General features: G+C 43.4%; 19 protein-coding genes, 1 other RNA gene and 1 pseudogene. 7 read left to right on the forward strand and 14 right to left on the reverse strand.

Annotation, left to right across the window (positions count from 1 at the left end):
• Positions 1-173: 173 nt before the first annotated feature.
• The gene (lrp, locus tag DA100_RS17705) at positions 174-668 is read right to left on the reverse strand and encodes a leucine-responsive transcriptional regulator Lrp (RefSeq protein ID WP_004414493.1); all 495 of its coding nucleotides are present in this window, start codon (positions 666-668) and stop codon (positions 174-176) included.
• A gap of 174 nt (positions 669-842) precedes the next feature.
• On the opposite strand from lrp, the gene ald reads away from it, so the two are divergent.
• Positions 843-1,967, forward strand: a complete 1,125-nt coding sequence (gene ald / locus DA100_RS17710; RefSeq protein ID WP_138973340.1) for an alanine dehydrogenase — start codon at positions 843-845, stop codon at positions 1,965-1,967.
• A gap of 151 nt (positions 1,968-2,118) precedes the next feature.
• Here ald and yfbV read toward each other — a convergent pair whose 3' ends face one another.
• Positions 2,119-2,571, reverse strand: coding sequence for a terminus macrodomain insulation protein YfbV (yfbV, locus tag DA100_RS17715; RefSeq protein ID WP_138973341.1), 453 nt, complete (start codon positions 2,569-2,571; stop codon positions 2,119-2,121).
• 350 nt (positions 2,572-2,921) lie between these two features.
• On the opposite strand from yfbV, the gene DA100_RS17720 reads away from it, so the two are divergent.
• Together DA100_RS17720 and pta are read left to right on the forward strand one after the other, a co-directional pair.
• A complete protein-coding gene (locus DA100_RS17720) occupies positions 2,922-4,118 on the forward strand; it encodes an acetate kinase (protein ID WP_138973342.1) in 1,197 nt (398 codons plus the stop codon).
• 122 nt (positions 4,119-4,240) lie between these two features.
• Positions 4,241-6,406 carry a phosphate acetyltransferase gene (gene pta / locus DA100_RS17725; protein WP_138973343.1) on the forward strand — a complete coding sequence of 722 codons (2,166 nt, stop codon included), beginning with the start codon at positions 4,241-4,243 and terminating at the stop codon, positions 6,404-6,406.
• Positions 6,407-6,469: 63 nt separating this feature from the next.
• Here pta and DA100_RS17730 read toward each other — a convergent pair.
• The 9 genes and pseudogenes from DA100_RS17730 to DA100_RS21420 all read right to left on the reverse strand — a co-directional run.
• A pseudogene (locus DA100_RS17730) lies at positions 6,470-6,781 on the reverse strand (DUF4010 domain-containing protein); the annotation flags it as partial.
• On the reverse strand, positions 6,782-7,726 hold the full coding sequence (locus tag DA100_RS17735) for a glutathione S-transferase family protein (protein WP_138973345.1): 945 nt from the start codon (positions 7,724-7,726) through the stop codon (positions 6,782-6,784).
• A 179-nt stretch (positions 7,727-7,905) separates the two neighbouring features.
• Complete coding sequence (gene oppF / locus DA100_RS17740; protein WP_171052252.1) at positions 7,906-8,901, reverse strand: murein tripeptide/oligopeptide ABC transporter ATP binding protein OppF; 996 nt, start codon at positions 8,899-8,901, stop codon at positions 7,906-7,908.
• On the reverse strand, positions 8,898-9,869 hold the full coding sequence (locus tag DA100_RS17745) for an ABC transporter ATP-binding protein (RefSeq protein ID WP_240800956.1): 972 nt from the start codon (positions 9,867-9,869) through the stop codon (positions 8,898-8,900). The genes oppF and DA100_RS17745 overlap by 4 nt, the downstream gene beginning before the upstream one ends.
• Positions 9,870-9,898: 29 nt before the next feature.
• On the reverse strand, positions 9,899-10,801 hold the full coding sequence (gene oppC, locus DA100_RS17750) for an oligopeptide ABC transporter permease OppC (protein WP_138973348.1): 903 nt from the start codon (positions 10,799-10,801) through the stop codon (positions 9,899-9,901).
• 15 nt (positions 10,802-10,816) lie between these two features.
• The gene (gene oppB, locus DA100_RS17755; RefSeq protein WP_138973349.1) at positions 10,817-11,737 is read right to left on the reverse strand and encodes an oligopeptide ABC transporter permease OppB; all 921 of its coding nucleotides are present in this window, start codon (positions 11,735-11,737) and stop codon (positions 10,817-10,819) included.
• A 106-nt stretch (positions 11,738-11,843) separates the two neighbouring features.
• The gene (locus tag DA100_RS17760; RefSeq protein WP_138973350.1) at positions 11,844-13,475 is read right to left on the reverse strand and encodes an ABC transporter substrate-binding protein; all 1,632 of its coding nucleotides are present in this window, start codon (positions 13,473-13,475) and stop codon (positions 11,844-11,846) included.
• A gap of 684 nt (positions 13,476-14,159) precedes the next feature.
• Positions 14,160-14,256, reverse strand: an RNA gene (ffs, locus tag DA100_RS17765) — signal recognition particle sRNA small type.
• Between the two features lie 345 nt (positions 14,257-14,601).
• Positions 14,602-14,886, reverse strand: coding sequence for a hypothetical protein (locus DA100_RS21420; protein ID WP_240800953.1), 285 nt, complete (start codon positions 14,884-14,886; stop codon positions 14,602-14,604).
• A 307-nt stretch (positions 14,887-15,193) separates the two neighbouring features.
• On the opposite strand from DA100_RS21420, the gene DA100_RS17775 reads away from it, so the two are divergent.
• The 4 genes from DA100_RS17775 to DA100_RS17790 are packed head-to-tail and all read left to right on the forward strand — an operon-like array spanning position 15,194 to position 20,766.
• Positions 15,194-16,513 carry a tyrosine-type recombinase/integrase gene (locus tag DA100_RS17775; RefSeq protein ID WP_138973351.1) on the forward strand — a complete coding sequence of 440 codons (1,320 nt, stop codon included), beginning with the start codon at positions 15,194-15,196 and terminating at the stop codon, positions 16,511-16,513.
• The gene (locus DA100_RS17780; RefSeq protein ID WP_138972102.1) at positions 16,506-18,248 is read left to right on the forward strand and encodes a hypothetical protein; all 1,743 of its coding nucleotides are present in this window, start codon (positions 16,506-16,508) and stop codon (positions 18,246-18,248) included. Before DA100_RS17775 ends, DA100_RS17780 begins: the two co-directional genes overlap by 8 nt.
• Complete coding sequence (locus DA100_RS17785) at positions 18,245-20,305, forward strand: hypothetical protein (RefSeq protein ID WP_138972101.1); 2,061 nt, start codon at positions 18,245-18,247, stop codon at positions 20,303-20,305. The genes DA100_RS17780 and DA100_RS17785 overlap by 4 nt, the downstream gene beginning before the upstream one ends.
• Before the next feature lie 2 nt (positions 20,306-20,307).
• Entirely contained in the window at positions 20,308-20,766 is a 459-nt protein-coding gene (locus DA100_RS17790; RefSeq protein ID WP_088721425.1) for a hypothetical protein, read from the forward strand.
• A 235-nt stretch (positions 20,767-21,001) separates the two neighbouring features.
• On the opposite strand, the gene DA100_RS17795 is transcribed toward DA100_RS17790, so the two are convergent.
• From DA100_RS17795 to DA100_RS21075, 3 genes are all read right to left on the reverse strand, one after another.
• The gene (locus DA100_RS17795; protein WP_138972100.1) at positions 21,002-21,490 is read right to left on the reverse strand and encodes a hypothetical protein; all 489 of its coding nucleotides are present in this window, start codon (positions 21,488-21,490) and stop codon (positions 21,002-21,004) included.
• A gap of 52 nt (positions 21,491-21,542) precedes the next feature.
• The gene (locus DA100_RS17800; RefSeq protein ID WP_171052202.1) at positions 21,543-23,873 is read right to left on the reverse strand and encodes a ThiF family adenylyltransferase; all 2,331 of its coding nucleotides are present in this window, start codon (positions 23,871-23,873) and stop codon (positions 21,543-21,545) included.
• A gap of 1 nt (position 23,874) precedes the next feature.
• On the reverse strand, positions 23,875-24,199 hold a 325-nt coding region (locus DA100_RS21075; protein ID WP_206208575.1), incomplete at its 5' end, for a hypothetical protein.

Here is a 24,199-nt window from a genome sequence, read left to right on the forward strand (position 1 = left end):
TTATCTATGTGAAACACCAATGAGCGAAGAGGCTCTGATCGGTAAGAAAAAAATAGTCCGAGCAGCAACGCTACTCGGACTATCGATTTAACCATATCAGGCGCAAAAACCCAATTGCTTAAAGTCAGAATATCGAAAGCTATTAGGACTTTAGGCTTGAGATCATGTCAGAACTATCGAGTTTTGATCACCAACTGGTTGGTTTGTTTGACTTCTTCCATTACCACGTATGTTCGTGTGTCGTTAACACCTGGTAAACGAAGAAGCGTATCACCCAGAAGCTTACGGTAAGCACTCATGTCTGATACACGTGTTTTTAACAAATAGTCAAAGTCACCAGAAACTAGGTGACACTCTTGAATATCATCCAGTTTCTGCACCGCGGTGTTGAACTGCTCAAACACGTCTGGTGCACCTCGGTTTAACGTAATCTCTACAAACACGAGCAATGACGCGTCGAGATATTGCGGGTTAAGCAATGCGGTATAACCCGTAATGTACCCCTGGCGCTCTAAACGACGTACACGTTCCAAACACGGTGTAGGAGAAAGTCCTACACGTTTTGATAACTCTACGTTCGAAATTCGACCATCTTTCTGCAACTCATTAAGAATGTTGCGGTCGATGCGATCTAGATCCTTGGACGGCTTTTTATTGTTGTCTGCCATTTTTTATTCCACCTTATTACTTCCTTGCAAAAAAATATACTACAACTTTTTAATATTCAGTATCAAATTTTATTCAAACATATCTATACTAGATATTAATTCGACAGAATTACCCTACAAACAGTTAATACAACCATCATAGTTTATACAACTAACATAAAATGAGGATTCAGGATGATTATTGGCGTACCTAAGGAAATCAAAAACCACGAATACCGTGTTGGTATGATCCCAGCGAGCGTTCGCGAGCTAGTGTCTCAAGGTCACCAAGTTTTTGTTGAAACTAATGCCGGTTCAGGCATCGGTTTTTCAGACGATGATTACATCGCTGTAGGCGCATCCATTCTTCCTACCGCTGCTGACGTTTTCGCGAAAGCAGAAATGATTGTAAAGGTTAAAGAACCTCAAGCTGTCGAGCGAGCTATGCTTCGAGAAGGGCAAATTTTATTTACTTATTTGCACCTAGCACCAGATTTTCCACAAACTGAAGAGCTAATCAAGAGCAAAGCTGTCTGTATAGCATATGAGACTGTAACAGATAATATGGGTAGGTTGCCACTACTTGCGCCAATGTCTGAGGTAGCAGGTCGCATGTCTATTCAAGCGGGTGCACAAACTTTAGAGAAATCTCACGGTGGTAGCGGCCTTCTGATTGGCGGTGTACCTGGTGTTGAGCCAGCTAAAGTTGTAGTTATCGGCGGCGGTGTCGTTGGTGCTAACGCGGCACGTATGGCTGTAGGTCTACGCGCTGACGTAACTATCCTTGACCGTAACGTAGACGCTCTACGTCGTTTGGATGAAGAATTCCAAGGTCGTGCAAAAGTGGTTTACTCTACAGAAGATGCCATTGAGAAGCATGTTCTAGAAGCTGACCTAGTTATTGGCGCAGTACTAATCCCAGGTGCAGCAGCGCCTAAACTAGTAACAAAAGAGCATATCGCTAAGATGAAGCCAGGTTCAGCGGTTGTTGACGTAGCAATCGACCAAGGCGGCTGTTTCGAGACTTCACACGCAACAACGCATGCAGAACCAACTTACATCGTTGACGACGTAGTTCACTACTGTGTTGCAAATATGCCAGGTGCAGTTGCTCGTACTTCTACGTTTGCTCTTAACAATGCAACACTGCCGTACATTGTTAAACTTGCTAACAAAGGTTACCGCGAAGCCCTACTCGCAGACAAAGGCTTCCTAGAAGGCTTGAACGTCATTCACGGTAAAGTAACGTGTAAAGAAGTGGCTGAAAGCTTCAACCTAGAGTATGTAGAACCAGCACAAGCAATCGCTATGTTCAACTAATGTTGAATGATTGAATTGATAAAAACGCTCACTTCGGTGGGCGTTTTTTTGTTTGAGTGGCGAGTGGCGAGTGGCGAGTGGCGAGTGGCGAGCAATTATTGACACAACATTTGCTATGCCAACACTTTTCACTAGAAGCTCGTCGCTTATCTTAGAACCAGCGCTCCAACGCTGACTTATCTAACTGTCGAAACGCACGATTGAGTATCTGTGCTAACTCTTTATAGCGAGGACGCGATTTCATCGGTTCTAACGCACAGCCACTTTCGACAATTTTTTGGTAAATTTCGCGGTACCAGCCGGCAAGTGCTGGCGGAAGCTGAGTATTAGATCGATTCCCTAACCACCACATGCCTTGAATCGGCATACTGATCGCAAATAATGCAATGATCACGGCCTGAGGCATCGACTGGTAATTATTGAACGCCATTTGGGTAAGTACGCTGATCGCGGCAATAGCGGGCATCACTTTTACACCAAAGCGAGTTGCTTTAATGATCCGCTGCTCAGGGAATAGCATATTCAGCTCTTTGCGCATGGGCCAAATATCCATGTACTTTTGCCCGTCTCGTAGGCTGTGAACTAAACCGACTTTATTACTCATAGGGGGCTCTCTCACTTCGTCCGTGGGTCCAAAACTAAAATTTAGTTGAAAGATTCAACTATAAGGACAAAAAATTGATGAAAGTTAATATTCTTTCAAATTTTTTTTGTTATCATTGGTTATTATCGTTATCCTTTGCGGACCCACAATCTCATTGTTGCCGTTATTTACAATTTAAGCAACTCTTGAGACCTTTCTGCAGCGGATGCAAGAGTGGTTGATCTGGATCGCCACTGTCTTTTTATATGGAATTCTAAGTTTTTTTGACCAAGATTAGTACGCAGCTTGTAATGCATCGTCTATTCTTGTGATTAATTTTTATCCTAACTGATTATTACAGGTAGTCACTCATGTCAAAGCTAGTTTTAGTTTTAAACTGCGGTAGTTCTTCTCTTAAATTTGCTGTTGTTGATGCAGAAAGCGGTGATGAGCATCTAACGGGTCTTGCAGAATGTCTGCACCTTCCAGAAGCTCGTATCAAGTGGAAACTTGACGGTAAGCACGAAGCTCAACTGGGCAACGGTGCAGCTCACGAAGAAGCACTAGCGTTCATGGTAGAAACTATTCTTGCTTCTAAGCCAGAGCTTTCTGAGAACCTAGCAGCAATCGGTCACCGTGTTGTACACGGCGGCGAGAAGTTCACTCAGTCTGCACTAATTACTGACGACGTACTTAAAGGCATCGAAGACTGTGCAACACTGGCACCTCTTCACAACCCTGCTCACATCATCGGTATCAAAGCAGCTCAAAAATCTTTCCCAGCGCTGAAAAACGTTGCTGTGTTCGACACTGCTTTCCACCAAACGATGCCAGAAGAGTCTTACCTTTACGCTCTTCCATACAGCCTATACAAAGAGCACGGTATCCGTCGTTACGGCATGCACGGTACTTCTCACCTATTTATCACACGTGAAGTAGCTAACATCCTTGGCAAGCCAGTTGAAGAAGTAAACATCATCAACTGTCACCTAGGTAACGGTGCTTCTGTATGTGCGGTTAAGAACGGTAAGTCAGTAGACACTTCTATGGGTCTAACTCCTCTTGAAGGTCTAGTAATGGGTACTCGTTGTGGTGACATCGATCCTGCAATCATCTTCCACCTACACGACACTCTTGGTTACTCAGTTGAGAAAATCAACAACATGCTAACTAAAGAGTCTGGTCTAGCGGGTCTAACTGAAGTGACTTCTGACTGTCGTTTCGTTGAAGATAACTACGGTGAGAAAGAAGAAGCAACACGCGCAATGGACGTGTTCTGTCACCGTCTAGCTAAGTACGTAGCGGGTTACACTGCTTCTCTTGAAGGCCGTCTAGACGCTATCGTGTTCACTGGCGGTATCGGCGAAAACTCTGGCCCTATCCGTGAAATGGTTCTAAACCGCCTAGGTATCTTCGGTATCGAAGTTGATGGTGAAGCTAACCTTAAAGCACGTTTCGGCGGCGAAGGTACTATCACTACTGCGAACAGCCGTATCCCAGCAATGGTTATCTCTACTAACGAAGAGCTAGTTATCGCTGAAGACACTGCACGTCTAGCAGGTCTTTAATTGACTTAACCAGCTGCTAAATAGGCAGCTGGCTTTCTTATTCTGGGGCTCAACTCCTATTCTTTGCAGTGCAAGGAATAATAGTTGAGCTTTTATCCCCAATAGCTATAGGTACTCTACGAATGTCTCGTACTATTATGCTTATCCCTGCAAGTGCTGGTGTTGGTCTTACTAGCGTAAGCATGGGTGTTCTTCGCGCAATGGAGCGCAAAGGCGTTAAAGTTTCTTTTTACAAACCAATCTGTCAGCCGCGTTCTGGTGGCGATCAACCTGATCTAACTTCAACTATCGTTGGTTCAAACAGCGATGTGAAGATCGGCCAACCTCTTGCGATGTCTGTTGCTGAAAGCCTAATCGGTAACGACAACATGGATGAGCTGCTAGAAACAGTGGTTGAGCGTTACAACCAAATCAACAAAGATGCTGACGTAACGCTTATTGAAGGTCTAGTACCAACTCGCAAGCACCCATTTGCAAACCAAGTAAACGCAGAAATCGCGGCAACGCTTGGCGCTGAAATCGTACTTGTTGCAACACCTGGCACAGATAACCCTGCGCAGCTTAAAGAGCGTATCGAAGTAGCATGTTCTAACTTCGGCGGCACTAAGAACAAAAACATCTCTGGCGTTATCATCAACAAGCTAAATGCACCTGTTGATGAAGCTGGCCGTACTCGCCCTGACCTATCTGAAATCTTTGATGATGCAGATAGCGCGAAGCAAAACGAAATGAAAGTGATGGAAATCTTCAACACTTCTCCGATTCGTGTACTAGGTTGCGTGCCATGGAGTATCGACCTAATCGCGACACGTGCAATCGACATGGCTGAGCACCTAAACGCTGATATTATCAACGCTGGTGACATCAATACACGTCGTATTAAGAGCATCACGTTCTGTGCACGTTCTCTGCCAAACATGATTGAGCACTTCAAACCAGGTTCTCTACTTGTAACTTCAGCAGACCGTCCTGACGTCATCGTTGCTGCGGCTCTAGCTGCAATGAACGGTGTTGAAATCGGTGCAATCCTTCTGACTGGCGGTTACGATATCCCAGAACAGATCGTTGGCCTATGTAAGCCTGCGTTCGATTCAGGTCTGCCTATCTTCAAAGCACAAGGTAACACTTGGCAAACTTCTCTGAACCTACAGAGTTTCAGCATCGAAGTTCCAGCGGACGATAAAGAGCGTATCGAGTTCATTAACGAGCACGTTGCTGGCAACATCGATGGCAACTGGATCGAGTCTATGACTGAAGGTACTAAGAAGTCTCGTCGTCTAAGCCCTCCAGCATTCCGTTACCAGCTAACTGAGTTCGCTCGTAAAGCAGGTAAGCGTATCGTTCTTCCTGAAGGTGATGAGCCTCGTACAGTTAAAGCTGCGGCTATCTGTGCTGAGCGTGGTATCGCTGAATGTGTACTTCTAGGTAACCCAGAAGAGATCAAACGTGTTGCAGCGCAACAAGGCGTTGAGCTAGGTGCTGGCGTAACGATCATCAACTCTGATGAAGTGCGTGAAAACTACGTTGCTCGCCTAGTTGAACTACGTGGCGCGAAAGGTATGACTGAAGTCGTTGCTCGCGAGAAGCTACAAGATTCAGTATTCCTTGGCACAATGATGCTTGAGAACGACGAAGTTGACGGCCTAGTTTCTGGTGCTGTTCACACAACGGCGAACACTATCGTTCCTCCGTTCCAGATCATCAAGACTGCACCTGATGCGTCTATCGTATCTTCTGTTTTCTTCATGCTGCTTCCTGACCAGGTTCTGGTTTACGGTGACTGTGCAATTAACCCAGATCCAACAGCTGAACAGTTGGCGGAAATCGCTATCCAGTCTGCTGATTCAGCAGCAGCATTCGGTATCGAACCACGCGTTGCAATGATCTCATACTCTACTGGTGAATCTGGTAAGGGTGCTGATGTAGACAAAGTACGTGAAGCGACTAAGATTGCTCAAGAGAAGCGTCCTGATCTTGTTATCGACGGTCCTCTACAATACGACGCAGCGATCATGGAAAACGTAGCGGCTTCTAAAGCGCCAAACTCTCCAGTAGCGGGTAAAGCAACAGTATTCGTATTCCCAGACCTAAACACTGGTAACACAACATACAAAGCGGTACAGCGTTCAGCAGATCTAGTCTCTATCGGTCCAATGCTTCAAGGTATGCGTAAGCCTGTAAACGACCTTTCTCGCGGTGCTCTCGTTGACGATATCGTCTACACGGTTGCACTAACAGCGATTCAGGCGGCTCAAGCAGAACAAGCGGAAGAGAAAGCGGTTAACTAACCCAATCTCTTATTAGTGATACAAACCCTCGCTTCGGCGGGGGTTTCTTTTATTCAAATCCGCTCAATACATCGCTAAGTACATCGCACCACCAGTCGCAACGCACCCGACCATAATGGGCGCAACCCTTATCCACAGCCGTCTATCGCCGATAGCCACCACCATGCCCATTTTGACCACCGTATTGACCGAAGCGGCAATAATGATGCCTAGCATAGCGGTTGTAACACTCAGGGTATCGTTACTCTGACGACTTAAAGCCAAGGATATTGCGTCAACATCTGTGATACCCGATAAAGCGGAGAGTAGTAGAACGCCGGTATCACCGAACCATTGCAATAGTGCTTGAGATAGCAACATGATCACCGCCAATATTTAACTTTTATCCCTGCCGTGAAGCGTGTCTAAATCCAGTTTGGGGCCTTTTGGCACAACTTGAGTTGGGTTAATTCCAGTGTGGCTGTAATAGTAATGTCTCTTAATATGGTAGAAGTCTGTGGTTTCCTTAATACCTGGAATCTGATATAGCTCCTTGAGATATCCGTTAAGATTTGGATAGTCCGCGATACGTTGTTTATTGCATTTGAAGTGGCCGACATAAACCGCATCAAAACGGATCAAAGTCGTAAATAAACGCCAGTCTGCCTCAGTAATTTTAGATCCCGTTAAATAGCGATGATTGGCTAAGTGGGCATCCAGCCTATCTAGTGAGGCAAACAAACCTTCATACGCTTCTTCATACGCATCTTGCGTTGTCGCGAATCCACATCGGTAGACACCATTGTTCACGTTTGGATAAATATAAGCATTCCACTCGTCAATTAACGCTCGCTCGTGCTCTGGGTAGTAATCATCCATATTGCCAGTAATGTGGTTGAATTCTGAGTTAAACATTCGGATGATTTCTGAAGACTCATTGCTAACGATGGTGTTGTGCTTCTTGTCCCACAGCACAGGCACCGTCACTCGCCCTGTGTAATCTGCTTTCGCTTGGGTGTAAATTTGATGCAGGAGAGTATGACCAAAAAGTGGCTCTGGCAGTCCCATTTGCCAGCCTTCAGACATCATGTCTGGGCAAACAATGGTTAAATCGATATGCTCTTCTAGACCTTTGAGCTTGCGAAAGATAAGGGTTCTATGTGCCCAAGGACAGGCAAGAGAGACAAATAGGTGGTAGCGACCAGACTCTGGTTGAAACTGCGCATCGGGTCGGTTTTTTATCCAGTTTCTAAAACCCGCATCTTCGCGTACAAATTTGCCGTTGTTTGATTTGGTGTCATACCAAACATCGTGCCACACGCCTTCGACTAGTTTGCCCATCTTCCACTCCTAACGCCAATATGTTGATGAGTTCAGTATAAAAAGAAACCTCGATAAGATTAATTAGGCAGTCTTGGTTTAGTTGTTCAAATTATTTGAATTAGTTGGTTGATGAGTATAGGTCAGGCACAAAAAACGCGGCGTCCTCTAGGACGCCGCGTTAATAGTGACAAAGCGAGTTATACGCTTACGTGTAAACACGAAACAGCGTGAACATCGGTACCTTCAATCGTTGGTTTAGTCTTCGCACACGCATCGGTTGCCTGTGGGCAACGAGTACGGAAAACACAGCCAGAAGGTGGATTGATTGGCGATGGTAAATCACCTTCAAGCATTTCAATGTGCTTAGCTCGCTCTAGCTTAGGATCTGGGATTGGTACCGCAGACATAAGTGCGCGAGTATATGGATGCTTAGGATCTGCAAACAAAGCGTCAGACTCACCAAGCTCTACTGCGTTACCTAAATACATAACCAACACACGATCGGAAATGTGTTTTACAACTGACAAGTCGTGAGCGATGAATACCAGCGAAAGTCCAAGTTCTTTCTGAAGCTCTTTAAGCAAGTTAACGACCTGCGCCTGAATCGATACGTCTAGCGCCGATACAGGTTCATCACAGATGATCATCTTAGGTTTTAGGATCAGTGCACGGGCAATACCGATACGCTGACATTGACCACCAGAAAATTCGTGTGGGTAACGGTTGATAACGTTCGGTAGTAGACCGACTTTAACCATCATTTCTTTTACACGATCTTTCACTTCTAGCTTTGATAGCTCTGGGTAGAACGTTTCTAAAGGTTCCGCAATAATATCGCCAACCGTCATACGTGGATTCAAAGACGCGAGTGGGTCTTGGAAAATCATCTGAATCTCTTTACGAGTTTCACGGCGCTGTACTTCTTTCATCTTAGTCAAGTCTTGACCAAGCCACATTACATCACCGTCGGTCGCTTCGACTAAGCCGATGATTGCACGTGCAAAGGTCGACTTACCACAGCCTGATTCCCCTACTACGCCAAGCGTTTCACCTTCGTATAGACGAACGTTTACGCCATCTACCGCTTTTAGATTAGCAGGCTTAGCCCATGGCCATGCTGACTTGGCAGCAATGTTAAAGTGAACTTTTAGGTTCTTTACGTCCAACAATAACGATTTGTTCTCTAAACTCATTTGTTCCAAGCCTCCCAATCAGAAAAACATGCGCGCTGACGCCCATCTCCAAACGGAGTTAGGATTGGCGTTTCGCTCTTACAACGATCTGTTACACGGTGGCAACGCTCCTGGTAAGGACAGCCAGGTGGCAAACGAAGTAAGTTCGGTGGATTGCCTGGAATTGTTGGCAAAATTTCGCCTTCAGTATCAAGACGAGGAATCGCTTTAAGTAGACCTTCAGCGTAAGGATGACTTGGGTTGTAGAAGATTTCGTCGACTGACCCATACTCCATGGTACGACCTGCATACATAACGAGTACTTTGTCACATGAACCCGCGACAACACCCAGGTCGTGGGTGATCATGATGATTGCCGTGTTGAACTCACGCTTCAACTCGTTCAATAGATCCATGATCTGCGCTTGAACAGTCACGTCCAATGCCGTTGTTGGTTCATCGGCGATAAGCAGTTTCGGACGACATAGTAGTGCCATCGCGATCATTACACGCTGACGCATACCGCCAGAAAACTCATGCGGATACATAGTAATACGCTTACGAGCTTCGGGAATTTTCACCGCTTCTAGCATGCGTACAGACTCTTCGAACGCTTCTGCTCTGCCCATGCCTTTGTGCAGCATCAGAACTTCCATCAACTGTTCACTTACCTTCATGTATGGGTTAAGTGAGGTCATTGGGTCTTGGAAAATCATTGCAATCTGCTCTGCACGCACCTTGTTCAGAGCAGCTTCTGGTAGGTTAAGGATTTCGTTACCTTCAAACTTAGCGCTACCTGAGATGATACCGTTTTTAGCTAACAGTCCCATGATTGCGAATACAGTTTGAGATTTACCTGAACCAGACTCCCCTACTATACCAAGTGTTTCACCTTGCTTAAGAGAGAAGTTCAAATCGTTTACTGCGGTGACGATACCATCTTGAGTGGTGAATTCGACACGCAAGTCTTTGACATCTAATAGACTCATCATTGCTTCCTTAATCTTTATACTTTTAATTAGCGGTCTTTCGGGTCAAGCGCGTCACGCAGACCATCACCAACATAGTTGAAGCAAAATAGAGTCACGACCATAAAGGCTGCCGGGAATGCAAGCTGCCAGATTGCTACTTCCATTGTCTGAGCCCCTTCTTGAAGTAGTGCGCCCCAACTTGTCATTGGCTCCTGAACACCAAGACCAAGGAATGATAAGAATGACTCCGTTAGAATCATGCTAGGAATAAGCAGCGTTGAGTAAACCGCTACAATACCCAATACGTTTGGTACGATATGGCGAGTGATGATTTTCCACTTGCTCACACCACAAACATGGGCAGCTTCAATAAACTCTTTGCTGCGCAAACTAAGTGTTTGTCCGCGTACAATACGTGCCATATCTAGCCACGCAATGGCACCAATCGCAACAAAGATCAAAATAATGTTGCGTCCGAAGAAAGTAACCAAAACAATCACTAGGAACATAAACGGAACAGCATAGAGGATCTCAAGAATCCGCATCATGACACGGTCCGTACGCCCACCAATAAAACCTGATGTTGCACCATAAAGTGTACCGATAAGAACGGCAACCAATGCGCCCAATACACCCACCATGAGTGAGATACGGCCACCAATTAACGTACGTACGTAAAGATCACGGCCTAAGCTGTCGGTACCAAACCAGTGTTCCGCGCTTGGCCCAACGTGCATCGCATACCAATCCGTATCATCGAACGTGTATGGCGCGATCATTGGCAAGAAAATCACCGCCAATGTCATGATAAATAAGATGAAAAGACTCACCATAGCCGCTTTGTTACGCATAAAGCGGATTCGCGCGTCCTGCCATAAACTGCGACCTTCAATCTCAAGATTCTCTGAGAATTTTTCGATCGCTTCTAGATTCTCTTTCTTCGTTAACATAACGATACTTCCCTGTTAGTAACGGATTTTCGGGTCGATTAACGCTAGTAAAATATCAACAACAGCGTTGAACAAGATGAATAGGAAACCAATTAGGATGGTAATTCCCATTACTAGCGAGTAGTCACGGTTAAATGCCGCGTTAACGAATAGCTTACCAATACCTGGCAGACCAAAGATCGTTTCGATAACAACAGAACCAGTAATGATACCTACGAATGCAGGACCCATGTATGAAACCACAGGTAATAGTGCAGGTTTTAAAGCATGCTTTAAAATGATATAGCGGTAACTTAACCCTTTAGCACGTGCAGTTCGGATAAAGTTACTGTTTAGCGTTTCAATCATCGAACCACGAGTGATACGAGCAAAGGTCGCAACATATAGGAGAGACATACCAATTACTGGTAGAGCCATGTATTTAAACGAACCATCATGCCAACCGCCCGCCGGGAACCAGCCGAGGTTGATAGAGAAGATATAAATCAAGGTTGGAGCAAGAACAAAAGATGGCATTACCACCCCCAGCATTGCTGTGGACATAATACTGTAGTCCATCCATGTATTTTGCTTTAACGCGGCTATGGTGCCAACACCCACTCCCATGATCAACGTAAAGATAAAGGCAGCAAAACCGACTTTCGCTGAAACAGGCAAAGCAACGGAGATCAGTTCATTTACTGAATAATCTAAGTACTTAAATGAAGGGCCAAAATCGCCTTGAACGACATTGGTTAAATAAGTTGTGTATTGTTCAAACACCGGCTTATCTAGGCCATATTTAGCTTCGATATTCGCCATAACTTCTGGCGGTAACGGTTTTTCTGTTGAAAATGGATTACCTGGAGCGAAACGCATAAGGAAAAAAGATACGGTGATCAAAACCAACATCGTTGGGATCGCCTCAAATATCCTTTTTGCGATGAATTTAAGCATAAACTCACTCTTTCAGTCTGTGACAGTTTAAATGATAAGAGACGCTGCATATACGCGATGGCACATGCAGTGTCTAGATTACTTATAGTTTTATCAGCCTAGTTGATTACTGAGCTTTGATATAAAGATCTTTTGAGTAGATCTTTTCTTCTGGGTTGTTTACTGGGAAACCACCAACTTTTGGCGACAGTAGACGTGTTTTAACGTACTGATAAATTGGAGCAATTGGCATATCTTTAGCCAGTAGTTTTTCAGCGTCTAGGTAAAGTGCAGTACGCTCAGCTTCAGACGTTGAAGACAGTGCTTTTTCCATGATCGCATCGTATTCTTTGCTATCGTAGTGAATACCGCCAGTAGTGTTGGTGCTCTTCATTAGCGTTAAGAATGACGAGGCTTCATTGTAGTCACCACACCAACCTGCGCGTGAAACTTCAAAGTTACCCGAATCTTTTGTTGACAAGTAAGTCTTCCACTCTTGGTTTTCAAGAGTTACATCAAGGCCAAGTGTCTTCTTCCACATTGAACCAAGTGCAACAGCAATTTTCTTGTGGTTTTCAGATGTATTATATAGAAGCGTAAACTTAAGCGGGTTATCTTTACCAAAGCCAGCTTCTTCAAGAAGACGAGCCGCTTCTGCGTTACGCTCCTTTTGTGTCATCTTGCCGTATTCTGGTGTCTCTGGGTTAAAGTTAGCTGTAATTTCAGGAGTTAGGAAGTATGCAGGTTTTTGACCTTGTCCAAGAATTGCGTCTGTTACGATGTTACGGTCAATCGCATAAGAGATTGCCTTACGTACACGAACATCATCAAATGGTTTTTTCTTAGTATTAAAGATGTAGTAGTAAGTACATAAGTTACCTGTGATTGACAGAGATTCAGGGTATTCTTTCTTCAAACGACGGAAGTGCTCATTTGGAATCTCATAAGTCGAGTCGATTTCACCTGCTAAGAAGCGGTTCATTTCTGCAACTTGGTTTTCAATTGGCAAGAATGTAACTTTGTTTAGAACAGTTTTATCGTTATCCCAATACTTTTCGTTACGCTTAAGAACCAAGCGTTCATTCACTACCCAGTTATCAACTACGTATGCACCATTCCCAACGAAGTTTTCAGGTTTAGTCCACTGATCACCAAACTTTTCAACCGTTGCTTGGTGTACTGGTTTAGTTGTTGTATGGCCTGTCATCATCACAAAATATGGAACTGCCGTCTCTAGTTCAACAACTAACGTGTAATCATCAACTGCTTTCACGCCAAGTGTACTTTTATCTTTCTTACCAGCAACGATATCTTTAGCATTCTTCATCTTGGTGTATTCCATGTACCAAGAGTATGGCGAAGCGGTTGCAGGATCAACAGCACGTTGCCAACTGTAAACAAAGTCTTTAGCTGTTACAGGATCGCCGTTTGACCAAATAGCATCTTTACGTAGGTGGAAAGTGAAAGTTTTGTTGTCTGCCGTTTCCCAAGATTCTGCGATACCAGGAATAGTATTACCTTCAGCATCTTGGTTCACTAAGCCTTCAAGAATGTCACGAATAACGTGAGATTCAGAAACACCTTGAGATTTGTGGGGGTCGATGGTCGCAACTTCTGCACCATTACCACGAACGATCTCTTGTTTCTCTGCTAGTTGAGTGCCAGCAGGAACATCTGCTGCAAGTGTAGTAGTAGAAGTGGCAGCCATTGCCAAACCAGCGCCTAGAAGTAGGGCTTGTGTGATTTTATTCTTGTACATGCATTAAACTCCGAGTTTTATGTATTGCATCCATGACTTCTTTGTATCTCACTAGAACGGCCAGTGATTTAGAACTGTTTAGCTCAAAAATTAAGCATAAAAATCTAAAATAATACAAAGATTGCGGCACACATTAGCAATCATTGAAGTAATTTGCCATAAAAATGTAGCAAAAAGTCGTATATACACCCGATTACGTCAATAAATTGGTAAGAATCTCTAGGTATCAAGAATTCCTTAGTTGAATAAAATAAAAATTCTCTCCCAAGCAGATTGAAGTGCCAAATTATCTAATAAGAAGCTTTTTTAGCATCTTATGCTATATATTGTGCGGAAATTTTACAAAAGTAATGCAATCTAGATAACAAATAGCTACATTTGCCTTTGGAAAAATTGCGTTCTGTGAAACCAGTCACCTCTCTATACTTTACTTAAGTCTAAGCGCTTAAGATAAGACGTCACTCACGGCGAACCACCAAACAATAAATATTTATATCAATTGCGAGTGGAGATATCTTTATGTTTTTTTGTAAGGTTAGTCTGATTATTACCATTCAAGTCATTAACCGAATAGCCACTGGAGGCGAAGAGTAATAGTAGTGTTGGAGTTATGGGGCGAGGCACAAAGATGAGAAACTCAGATAGCAAAAAGCCGCTAATAAAAGCGGCTTTTCAAATGGGTGGAAGCCCCAGCCACATCCCGGCACACAAGTCACTCGCTGCGGCTGCTTCCTTCCGGACCTGACCGAGTTCACGAGCTATTGTTGCGGGAGGACCAGGGCCTCCATAGATTCGTTTTCCTTAGCAGAGCTAAGGAGTGAGGGGATTATCAGTCATCCTCAGGGCTATTTCAAGTCAAACAAGGCAGAAAAGTCATCTTTTCGATTCAACTGCTTAGTGAGTAACCACTATGAGTTGAGAGAAACCACTTTCGCAGCTTGTCTCGCCCCATTTTTTCCGTCTGCTTGCGCTTGCTTGTGCTGATACATTTCTACATCGGCTTCATGTATCACTTCTTCAATGCTCATAAAGTGTCTTCCTGAAGGTGAAGCCCCGAAAGCTAGGGAGACATTGAACGCAATGCTTTTGTCATCAGAAGCGAACGGAAACAACTCAAACTGGCTTTTTAACTTGCTGACCTCTTCTGGCGTAACCTTACCGACAAGCACAAACTCATCGCCACGACCACTAAAAATCCTAGCACCAATAAGAAGAGAAACTGGCTATTTCGTGAGAACGCCTGTTCTGCATGTAAGGTGGCTTTCCAGTCCGGTTGATAATCGTATTTGCTGATAATGCGCTCAACATCGATCATTTTGATTGCTCGAGTAAAGAGTGGCGCTAGCGTTTCTCCTAGATCGTTCTTGGCAAAACCTATCGCAATCGGTGATTTGTAGTAGCTGCCAATCAATGTTTCCTCTGCGAGTGGAAGGAGATCATTGGATTCGCGTAGTCGTTTATTGAAGTTAGCTCGGCTGACCTATATTTTCAATCTTAACTCTCAAGGGCTTTTGATAGTTGATCAGGCTATCAATAACATCCTGACGTAACGCCTGTTTTCTCAAATCAAATTGATACTGCTTCACCGACTCGCGCAGAAGTTTTTGTTACCATGACGGGTTAGTGTAGGAAAAGCATCTTACACACATAAATAAATCTGGAAATAATCAATCACTGACTATGCTGTATGTATAGTCAGTGGTTTTCTAGGTAAATTTATGTATCTCATACAATCAAGCAATGTCTATAAACAGACAGAACTATCAATCAGTGACAAGACCTACCAGTGCTCTCCTGTTAAGGGGAATATTGGCAGCCTCCCAACTCTCTTCAATGGTGATGGTTCATTCAACCATGAAGCTAATAGCTACCTCTTTTACCAAAAAGCGGTTAAGGATGCTAAAGACCTTAGTCCCTGCTCTCAAGCTCTTTATGCCTATTATCAATTCCTTGAAGATGAGAATTTAGCATGGGATACAGTCCCTCCCGTCAAAAGGCTAAAACCGACTTATCTATTTCGCTCTCACCTACTAAAGCAGATTAAAACGGGTGACTTGGCGCATAGCACTGCCAGCGTTCGCATGAACCAAATTGTCAATTACTATAAGTGGTTGATGCATGACGGTTATCTAAAGATAAAGAACGAGAAAGAGGCTCCATTCAAAATGGAATTTGTTTCTGTTCAGAGTACAGGAATGTTGGCTCATGTATCACCCACTTTTACCGTAGAAACAAGTGACCTACGCATTAAAGTCCCTAAAGATGCCGACAATGGCAACATCCGGCCTCTCACTCCGTTGAGCCAAGAGTCACTGAGTATTCTCACTCAATATCTGCCCAACGTATCTGAAGAGCTGCGTTTACAGGTGCTTATTTCTATTGATACTGGTATGCGTATCCAAGAGATTGCGACGTTATCCACGAGATCTATCGAGACAGCAACACCTATTGCTGGAAGTAAGCATCGTTTCGAGTTGTTACTATCACCTAAAGATACAGGTGTGATGACCAAATACCTCAAAATTCGCCAAGTGGAAATCTCTGCCGAGTTGTTATCTACATTGAATGAATATCGAGTTTCAGAGCGACGAATCAAGCGTGCAAACAAGCTTGACCAAAAACTTGAAGCACTACCAGAAATGGCTGATACGCTAAAGAAAGAGGCGCTTGAACGATTAGAGCGATCTGAGCGGCATGAACCTTTATTCGTTAGTGAGCAAGGCAACCCCGTAACCGCTAAGTCTATAGAAGCTCGCTGGATAGAGCTTAGAGCTCAAATTAGAAAGACCCACCCTGCATTCACGCACCGTTTTCATGACTTGCGCGCGACTTATGGCACTTACCGATTAAGTGATTTGCTTGACGCTGGTTACCCTCCTTCAGAAAGCATTGGCCTACTTATGGGATGGATGGGGCATCTACACATCTCAACTACTTGGAAATATTTACACTTCTTGAAACGTAAAGAAGCTTTCAAAGTTAAATTCGGCATTTTAGACGGCATCATGCATGAAGCTCTAGGCGGTGAGAGTGAGTAATATCGCTTATTTGCACGGCTGGAAGCCAGAGCTTTGTATTCAATTAGATACATCTAACAATAATTTAGTCGACTTTAATCGCTTCATGGTCAAGGGATTTCCTTCAACAGCGTCATTAAAGCAGAGCGGTCGCTTTAAAGATGCAAATAGGGAAGGCTTTATCCTTCAAATGAAATCTCGCTTTGAGGATTTTATGAGTGAAGGTAAAAGCCCAGAGTCACTCTACAACACATATCAAGAATGCTCTCAATATCTTCGTTGGTGCGATGAACATAATGAAGAGGCGTTCACACAACCCGCCACGGAAGCTTACTTTGCGTTTCTCTATAAAAAGGTGTTGCTTGGAAAACCAAAGCGCTCTTCCTACAAAAAAATCCGCTCTTGCATGCTACGTTTATTTTGTGATTACTTAGACTTGCCAAGTGCGTATTTCGACAACATCACCGTCATGGATGATAGCGATAGGGAGCCCTTTGAGGCTTATACTCGCAGTAACCTAAATCAATTACTGCCTTTTTTGCGCAGTCTCTTTAAGCAGACTGCCATGCAGTTTATTGAAAACCCTGAAAAGCACATAGATGCTTATCAGACCGTCCCAACCATGACGTTTAACTGGAAGGGAGAGCAGTACAAACTATGTGGTGGCATCAGCAAAATGATGTGTGCTGGAACTTACCTACTGGCTTACTACACCTACGCTAATACCAGTGATTTATTCCAACTACAGCAACCAGATAACGCCTCTACATCCATCGGTGAAATTTGGTACACCATGCCCGCTTTTAAGCGCCGAGCATTCAAAACCATCCACGTTGACATTGGCGGTCATGAGCTGGATATTCCTAAGTACGCAATGAGCTTCTTTGATACGCTGCTCGAAGCCTCACGCCTGATTTCCACAGCCCCCAACGCGACATTATTGCAAACGGTCGCCTCAAAACAACGCGCGCCGCTCAAGTCCGTAACCTTGCAGAGTTTCTTAGGTAAATGGGTCGAAAAGCACTTTATCTTTACCGACCAAACGGGTCGTCGCTTGCGCCCTGTCATCAGTCGCTTTCGAGAAACGGGCGCACAAATCACGACTTACCATCAAGGTGAGTTGGTGAACGACATCATGCTCAACAACACTTCTAACACGAGAAAGAGAAGCTACAGCAAGGGTAACCGAACTGCCAATAATGGGATGATGCAAGATGCAATGTCCTTGCGAGAGCAAGAGATAAAGCAAGGTGAAAGCACAAATGAAGCCAAAGAAAGCTTAGGCATTGATGTGTTGGTTATCGAGGTAGAAAACAAAATCAACCTTCCTAACTTAAGTCGTACTCCGAACGGAGGAAGTTGCTCTGAGCCTTTTGGTGAAAAGTCAGAAAAGTACACAAGAAAAGCGCTCAAGCATGGGTTAATTAAAGACGGTGAGAGGTTGGCGTGTGCCGACTTACTTAATTGTTTCGGTTGTCCAGACCAGGTCATAGTTCAATCTCTCTCAGATATTTGGTGCCTATTAAGCTTCAAAAGCTGTATTGAAGAATCCCTATATCGCCACCTTGATGCTCATCACTACAAGCAAAACTTTGAAGACATCATTGTGTTTATTGATACCCAGATTCTGCCAAACATTAAGACCTCTCTACTTAAAGAGGCAGAAGATAAATTGGACGATGAGGGCTTACACCCGAATTGGGATGATGCGGAATCAGTGCTCAGCCTTATTCCATCACAGGAGACATCCAAATGAGCAAAAATAAATTCAATACTGACCATTTATATCTTGCTGACTCCCCCGTAGAGCATAAAGTCCAGCCTGCCGATATTGTCACCTTGTACCATGAGAAGCGGTTCGACGAATTGGATGGCGTGGTGGTTTGCCGAGATAAAGACGGTAACGTCACCGCCACCTTTGGCCAAAACAGTTGGGATTGCTTTGCTTTTTCACGTAAAAAAGAAAAGAACAATCTTTCATTTTCGCAATTAGATGCCCACCCAGAATTACAACGAGAGTTGAAGCTCTTCACTTACGGTTGGTTATTTAATCTCTCTCCACAAAAAAGAAAGGCACCAAAGTTTTCAACCGTTCACGGTCGACTTAATTACGCTTTGGTAACCTACCAATTTCTCGCTCAAGAAAATGCGCACACACTCTCTACATTGTCATCGACTAATATGCGTCTGAAGCTCAATGAGCGCCTTAGCGAACGTGAGTTGAGCGTTAGCGCGCTTGAGAAAACATTTACAGCCATCAACAAAGCCATTGAGTACACCCCTTGGCATAAGATAGCTCTGGGCATTGCTCGTATCGAGTCAAAGAATGAAGCTAGGCGCTTAAATGATATAAGACACCAACAAACATTAGTTATTCCTGAACGTCTTTGCCACGCCATCTATGGCAAGGCAATGGCGCTTATTGAAGAAGCGCTTCCTCATGCCACGCTCATTGCCGAGACTGAGCGTGACCTCCAAGACAACTACATTCAAGGTAAGCTAATCGTAGAAGATAAGGTGAAAGCTGGCGGAGTATTCAGATTCATGAACTCCGATAGAAGTATTGATAATCATAAGTTTGCTGCCGCTATTACCGACAATCAACCCAAGCAACCAAATGAGCTGATTGCGCCACTGGCAACAAAGCTACCCAATATCCCTTTAGAGAATGGCCGTGATTTTCAGCGATACTTAGGCCAGCTAATCACGGCAACTTACATTGTGTGTGGCGGCTTTAGTGGTATGCGTGATAGCGAACTTGATAAGCTCACTCCGAACAGTTATTACCTAGACTCACTGAGTGGCCGAGAGCTTCACCTTCTTCAATCTCATACATTTAAATTGGGTGAAAAACGAGAAACGTGGGTAACGGCAGCCGTGTCAAAAACCGCGATTGATTTGGTGTCCATCCTCACAAAAAGCTGGCGAGAAAAAGTGCAATACCCCGATGAGAAATACGCAAATTCGCTATGGGTCAATCAAACACACCGCTCTCAGGCGCCGAAATTAATTACAGGGTGGAATCATCGGCTAAAACTATTCTGTAAACAATTTGATTTTGTGGTGAATGATGGTGATTACAAAGAGTGTGTGGAGTCAAACCCTAGCTCACAGGTCAAAATTGAAAACCAAGTTGTGGTTGGTCAACCTTGGCCTATGAGCACTCACCAATTCAGACGCAGCCTCGCGTTCTACTGCGTTAAAAACCGATTAAGCTCACTGGTTGCACTCAAGCAGCAGTTCAAACATCTGTATTTGGCGATGACAGAGTGGTACACGAACGGGGGGCATTTAGCCAGCCTTCGTGATTTAATGGTCGATCCGAAAATTCAACAAGCACTTGATGAGATTAACGCTGAATCTACTACCAATAAAATCTTCAAACAGTGGCATTCTGATGAAACATTATCGGGCGCACATGGCAAAGCCATCATGAAAATGCGAGGTGATGTCCCAACGATTTACAGCTCTTGGGACACCATCTATAAGGCGGTAAAAGACGGTAAACTCACGCTTCATGGCTCACTGCACAGCTACTGCAAGAGTGGCTATGATTGCGATATGGATGGTGTTGTTACACCACAGTTTTGCGTCGATTGTTCGTCTGGAAGCAGCATCATTGATGAGCAGCAAGCAAAGTGGTGGCAAAATAAGCATCGTAGTTTATCGGCCTATATGGCAACAGGAGACGATATTACGGTCACGGATAGAAGCCATTACATTACTCAAATTAGAGCGGCAGAAAACGTTATGCGGGACTTTGGGATGGAATTTACTCCTTTTGAAGCTGAACTTAATATCACGGAGGTTTAAGCATGGGTAAGAGTGAAAATACATTAATCGCCCTTGAGGCTGCATTAGACCGAATAGCCAACGGTAAGCCTAAACACATCCCCAAAAGCCGCAAATTGAGTGTGAGAGCGGTTGAGGAAGAAGCGAAACTCGGCAATGGTAGCGGTTATTACTACCCTGAATTTGTAGAAAAGGTGAAGCAGACCAAAGTTGATATTGCAGAAGGGAAAGGCGAATACGTTCAGCCAGAAATACAAGCGGTGCGGGGTAAGCTCAAAGAGCAAAAGCGCATTAAAAGTAACTTCAAAGACAAGTATGAGGCGGAGCGAGAGAAGTTAGCTCTGTTTGCGGCTGAACAGCATCACCTGAATGATAAGTTAGTTAAGGCACTGGCTCGTATTGATGAACTTGAATATGAGAATGCTCAGCTTCGAGAGAATCTTGCCAAGCTTAAAAGGAGTAAGGTGGTGCCAATTAAGTAGTTCCACCGCTGCCCACTTGAATGACAATTGAGTGGGCTTACCATCCAAATCAAACCCGTTCCCAATCTACGCTTTGTCCCAATCTACGCTTTCAAACTCATTTTTGGACAGAAGTGAGTCAGGCTATTTACTAATTTAGTAATATACGGATAACAATAAGTTTTCAGTTGTGTTGATATGGAAGCACCAAGATCTTAAGGCTTCCATTGTTATATTTCGTCTTAACTTACTTGCTTTAGTTGGTATGACGCTCTACTCGAGATCTGATATACGCAGTTTGCTTTCTGTAAGCAAGTACAAACAGCGCACCTAGCACAATGATAACAAGTGTCTCAAAATTTTCACTGAGCCAAGGAAAATCAGATGTGTACACTTCCCATAGCTTTGCACCGCCAAGACACAACATGACCGAGCATAATGTTCTGTACATATTATTCTGTTCGGACAGCGTCACAATAAGCTCATCAATTTTTGATGCCGCAACATAGTTCGCATACTCAGCAAACTTAACAACTCTAAAAAGCTTAAGGAGCGGCTCAATCACAATAGACCCTAAACGGCTTATAACCAAACCTATAAAGTAATAAAAGAAAACACTAAGAACTATGTCTTCTTGCTTCAGTGAAAACACCGTAAGTTGTTCTAACAAAACAACAAATAACGCTCCTGGAAATAGATAGTTAAACAGGTTGTAAGATGAAATTTTTGAAATCAATTCTTTCATGTGTGAATTATTGCACCCTCGTTATGCTCATAATCTAGATATTGAATGATAGTTACATTTTCCTAACAATACCGTTGTTTGCCAGCTTAAGATTCATCACTCCATCACCAACTTTTTTTATATCTGAAATGGAGTATTTATAAATGCCAAGTTCAGGTTCAGTGCTACTATACCCTACTATTACAAGTATTTGAGACTCAGAAGCAAACCCATCTCTACACATTATTCCTGCCATACCTTCCATATCTGTTTCACTAGGTATTGCAGCACTAATAGGATGTGTGTGCCACATCCCAACATATGAAATTGAACCTTGTGTATTCTTGGAAATCTCATTGTTAAATTTATGTGTGCCTTTTATGCCACAAATGAACTTTTCTGGCTTTGCAACGCTGTCACTTGGGGGGCCAATGATCTTACTTATCCAGACAATTTCGCTTGCATGGTCTATTTGCCCAAAGAGTAACCCCCCAGTTTCGCAAACTTCTTTACCTCTGCGTTTTGATTTGGATACGTATTTTTTGATATCAGCCAAGACACTAGTTTGTACCCTTACCTGATAACCATCCGGTAAGTCCGCTACAAGGTCTTTAGGGTGGATAACAGAGGTATCTCCACAATGCTCATACTTGGAGAGCATCGCACTTTGTATGTTATTGTCTGACTTGAAGAAGTTTCCGATTTGCTCTAATGCTTTACCTACTAGAATCATCATATCAATTGATGAACCTACAAAAGTAGGATCAGAGCAGCCGGGTTCGGGTTGAAAATTTAAGAATTCTTCGTTATTAGGCCAAAATTCAGTTGCAAACTCTTCAAGTTTTTTCCGACCTTTAACTTTTATTTTTAGTTTCCTAAGAGAGTCGAATGTTGAGGCTTGACTCACAGCAGGAAAGTAATTGACTATAACCTTATCAGCGCTGGCCCCTATCAACATAGATGATAACGAAACATTTGGTTTGCTACACTTGATATAACATTCCAAGGTCAACTGCACCTTATTAGATGCTGTAGCATCAATAAGCAAATCATATGGGTTATCTTCAGCTACAGATAATTCAGGTAGGGTATTCATAGATGAAGTAATATCATCATTGCTGACTTCTACAGTTAAGTTAGGGTTAACTCTCAGAAGCCTAACTTTAAGGCTCTCAGCTTTCCAAAGTCCGATGTCAGAATCTTCATAATTTTGCCGAACTAAAATTCCAGGATGAACCTTCTTGTTATCGCGCAAGACAATGTGTTTAACACCAGCTCGAACAAGAGCTTCAGCAATATAGCTACCTAAAGCACCACACCCCCATATCACAACCGCTTTGTCCAAAAATGCATTTGCTGAAGTTTGAGTATCTCTTCTTACAGTAACCTCCTCACGGTCTTCTTTAACAGAACACCAACGAAGGTTTGCCGATTTCAGACATTTTAACGAAAGTTCTTTGCAACCTTGTCTATGTTGTTCGACTTTTTCCCTGAATTCCGTATCTGTAGATTCAGCCAGCATATTTAAGCAGCGGATCTCAAGACTAATTGTGTCTTTAGTAGTACTGTCGATTGACCAAGTTGAAATATGTTGTAGCAGCTTACCTCCCTTAGCACCTCTCATTGGTGTACCAATAACCAGATACAAATCGCTATCTGGAGAATTCACAGCGGCAGCAAACAAAGACAGCAAATGAATACTATCAACTGTAACACCAAATTTTTCTATGAGAGAGAATAGCTCTTCCGCCTTATTTGGATACTCAAAAGGAAAATCTTCGTTAAGTAATACTACTGGAGCTAACTCTCCTTTTTCTGACTTAACAAGTTCTTTTTGCCAACCAATTAAATCAATTCTGTCTTCGGTTATTTGCTTAATTATTGCAAATCCAATCCAAAAAGGTTCATCAAATGATGGAGTGTTTTTCTTTACAATCACACTTGGTAGGTCTTTATTTGCGGGGTAGGCAACTGGTGGGTGAAGCGGTTGTCCATCCTGCTCATGTGAGTTGGTGGCGGCCCGAATTAACCACTGATTTAATCGTTCAATGAAGCCATACATGCCATCGCTAATATTCCACTCAGTGTCTGGTGATAAAAACAAACACAGATGTCTAACCCACTGAACGTGTGCGAAGCCATTAAACCTAGCATGACTAACATAAACAGATGGATACTTAAATGGGAAGTTTTCGGGTATGCACACTGTAAACTTTTCTTTAGGACGAAGTTTTAATCCATCATCACTCGACTTTATTCCTAAACAATTGATCTCTATTAGAGCGTACATTGTTGAGTTTTCTTCATGTGGTTCGTTTATACGAACGACCCTAAAAGCATTATTTGACGCTGCTTCAATGCGGTTAAGTTGATTAACCGCTTTATCTTGTCCATTTGAGCGCAATTTACAGCTCTCCAAATCCTGCGGTATTGGTTGGGGGGGTTCCACTAGCACGAGCATCATTCACACTGTCAGAAAGTGATTTAACGGCGTTTACACTTACTGCTTCACCATTTAATACTAATGCATTGTCGGTTTTCTCAAACACAATTGGTTCCGCATCTTCTGACTCGTCATTGTGAGTGCATAAAAAATCAGTAGAAACAATCTCTTCGTATCGTTCTTTAGCTATTGCGTGAGGGGGGTTATCGCCTTTTTTATTTGATGCTGGTATTGATTTTGAGCTACTAACGACATAACCAATATCAAGACAATAACTCTCAAGATCA

Source organism: Vibrio sp. Hep-1b-8 (assembly GCF_006124995.1).
Classification (GTDB): Bacteria; Pseudomonadota; Gammaproteobacteria; order Enterobacterales; family Vibrionaceae; genus Vibrio.

Coding starts and splice junctions, on each gene's coding strand:
- lrp (WP_004414493.1), bottom strand. CDS start 668: ATGGCAGACAACAATAAAAAGCCGTCCAAGGATCTAGATCGCATCGAC.
- ald (WP_138973340.1), top strand. CDS start 843: ATGATTATTGGCGTACCTAAGGAAATCAAAAACCACGAATACCGTGTT.
- yfbV (WP_138973341.1), bottom strand. CDS start 2,571: ATGAGTAATAAAGTCGGTTTAGTTCACAGCCTACGAGACGGGCAAAAG.
- DA100_RS17720 (WP_138973342.1), top strand. CDS start 2,922: ATGTCAAAGCTAGTTTTAGTTTTAAACTGCGGTAGTTCTTCTCTTAAA.
- pta (WP_138973343.1), top strand. CDS start 4,241: ATGTCTCGTACTATTATGCTTATCCCTGCAAGTGCTGGTGTTGGTCTT.
- DA100_RS17735 (WP_138973345.1), bottom strand. CDS start 7,726: ATGGGCAAACTAGTCGAAGGCGTGTGGCACGATGTTTGGTATGACACC.
- oppF (WP_171052252.1), bottom strand. CDS start 8,901: ATGAGTTTAGAGAACAAATCGTTATTGTTGGACGTAAAGAACCTAAAA.
- DA100_RS17745 (WP_240800956.1), bottom strand. CDS start 9,869: ATGAGTCTATTAGATGTCAAAGACTTGCGTGTCGAATTCACCACTCAA.
- oppC (WP_138973348.1), bottom strand. CDS start 10,801: ATGTTAACGAAGAAAGAGAATCTAGAAGCGATCGAAAAATTCTCAGAG.
- oppB (WP_138973349.1), bottom strand. CDS start 11,737: ATGCTTAAATTCATCGCAAAAAGGATATTTGAGGCGATCCCAACGATG.
- DA100_RS17760 (WP_138973350.1), bottom strand. CDS start 13,475: ATGTACAAGAATAAAATCACACAAGCCCTACTTCTAGGCGCTGGTTTG.
- DA100_RS17775 (WP_138973351.1), top strand. CDS start 15,194: ATGTATCTCATACAATCAAGCAATGTCTATAAACAGACAGAACTATCA.
- DA100_RS17785 (WP_138972101.1), top strand. CDS start 18,245: ATGAGCAAAAATAAATTCAATACTGACCATTTATATCTTGCTGACTCC.
- DA100_RS17790 (WP_088721425.1), top strand. CDS start 20,308: ATGGGTAAGAGTGAAAATACATTAATCGCCCTTGAGGCTGCATTAGAC.
- DA100_RS17795 (WP_138972100.1), bottom strand. CDS start 21,490: ATGAAAGAATTGATTTCAAAAATTTCATCTTACAACCTGTTTAACTAT.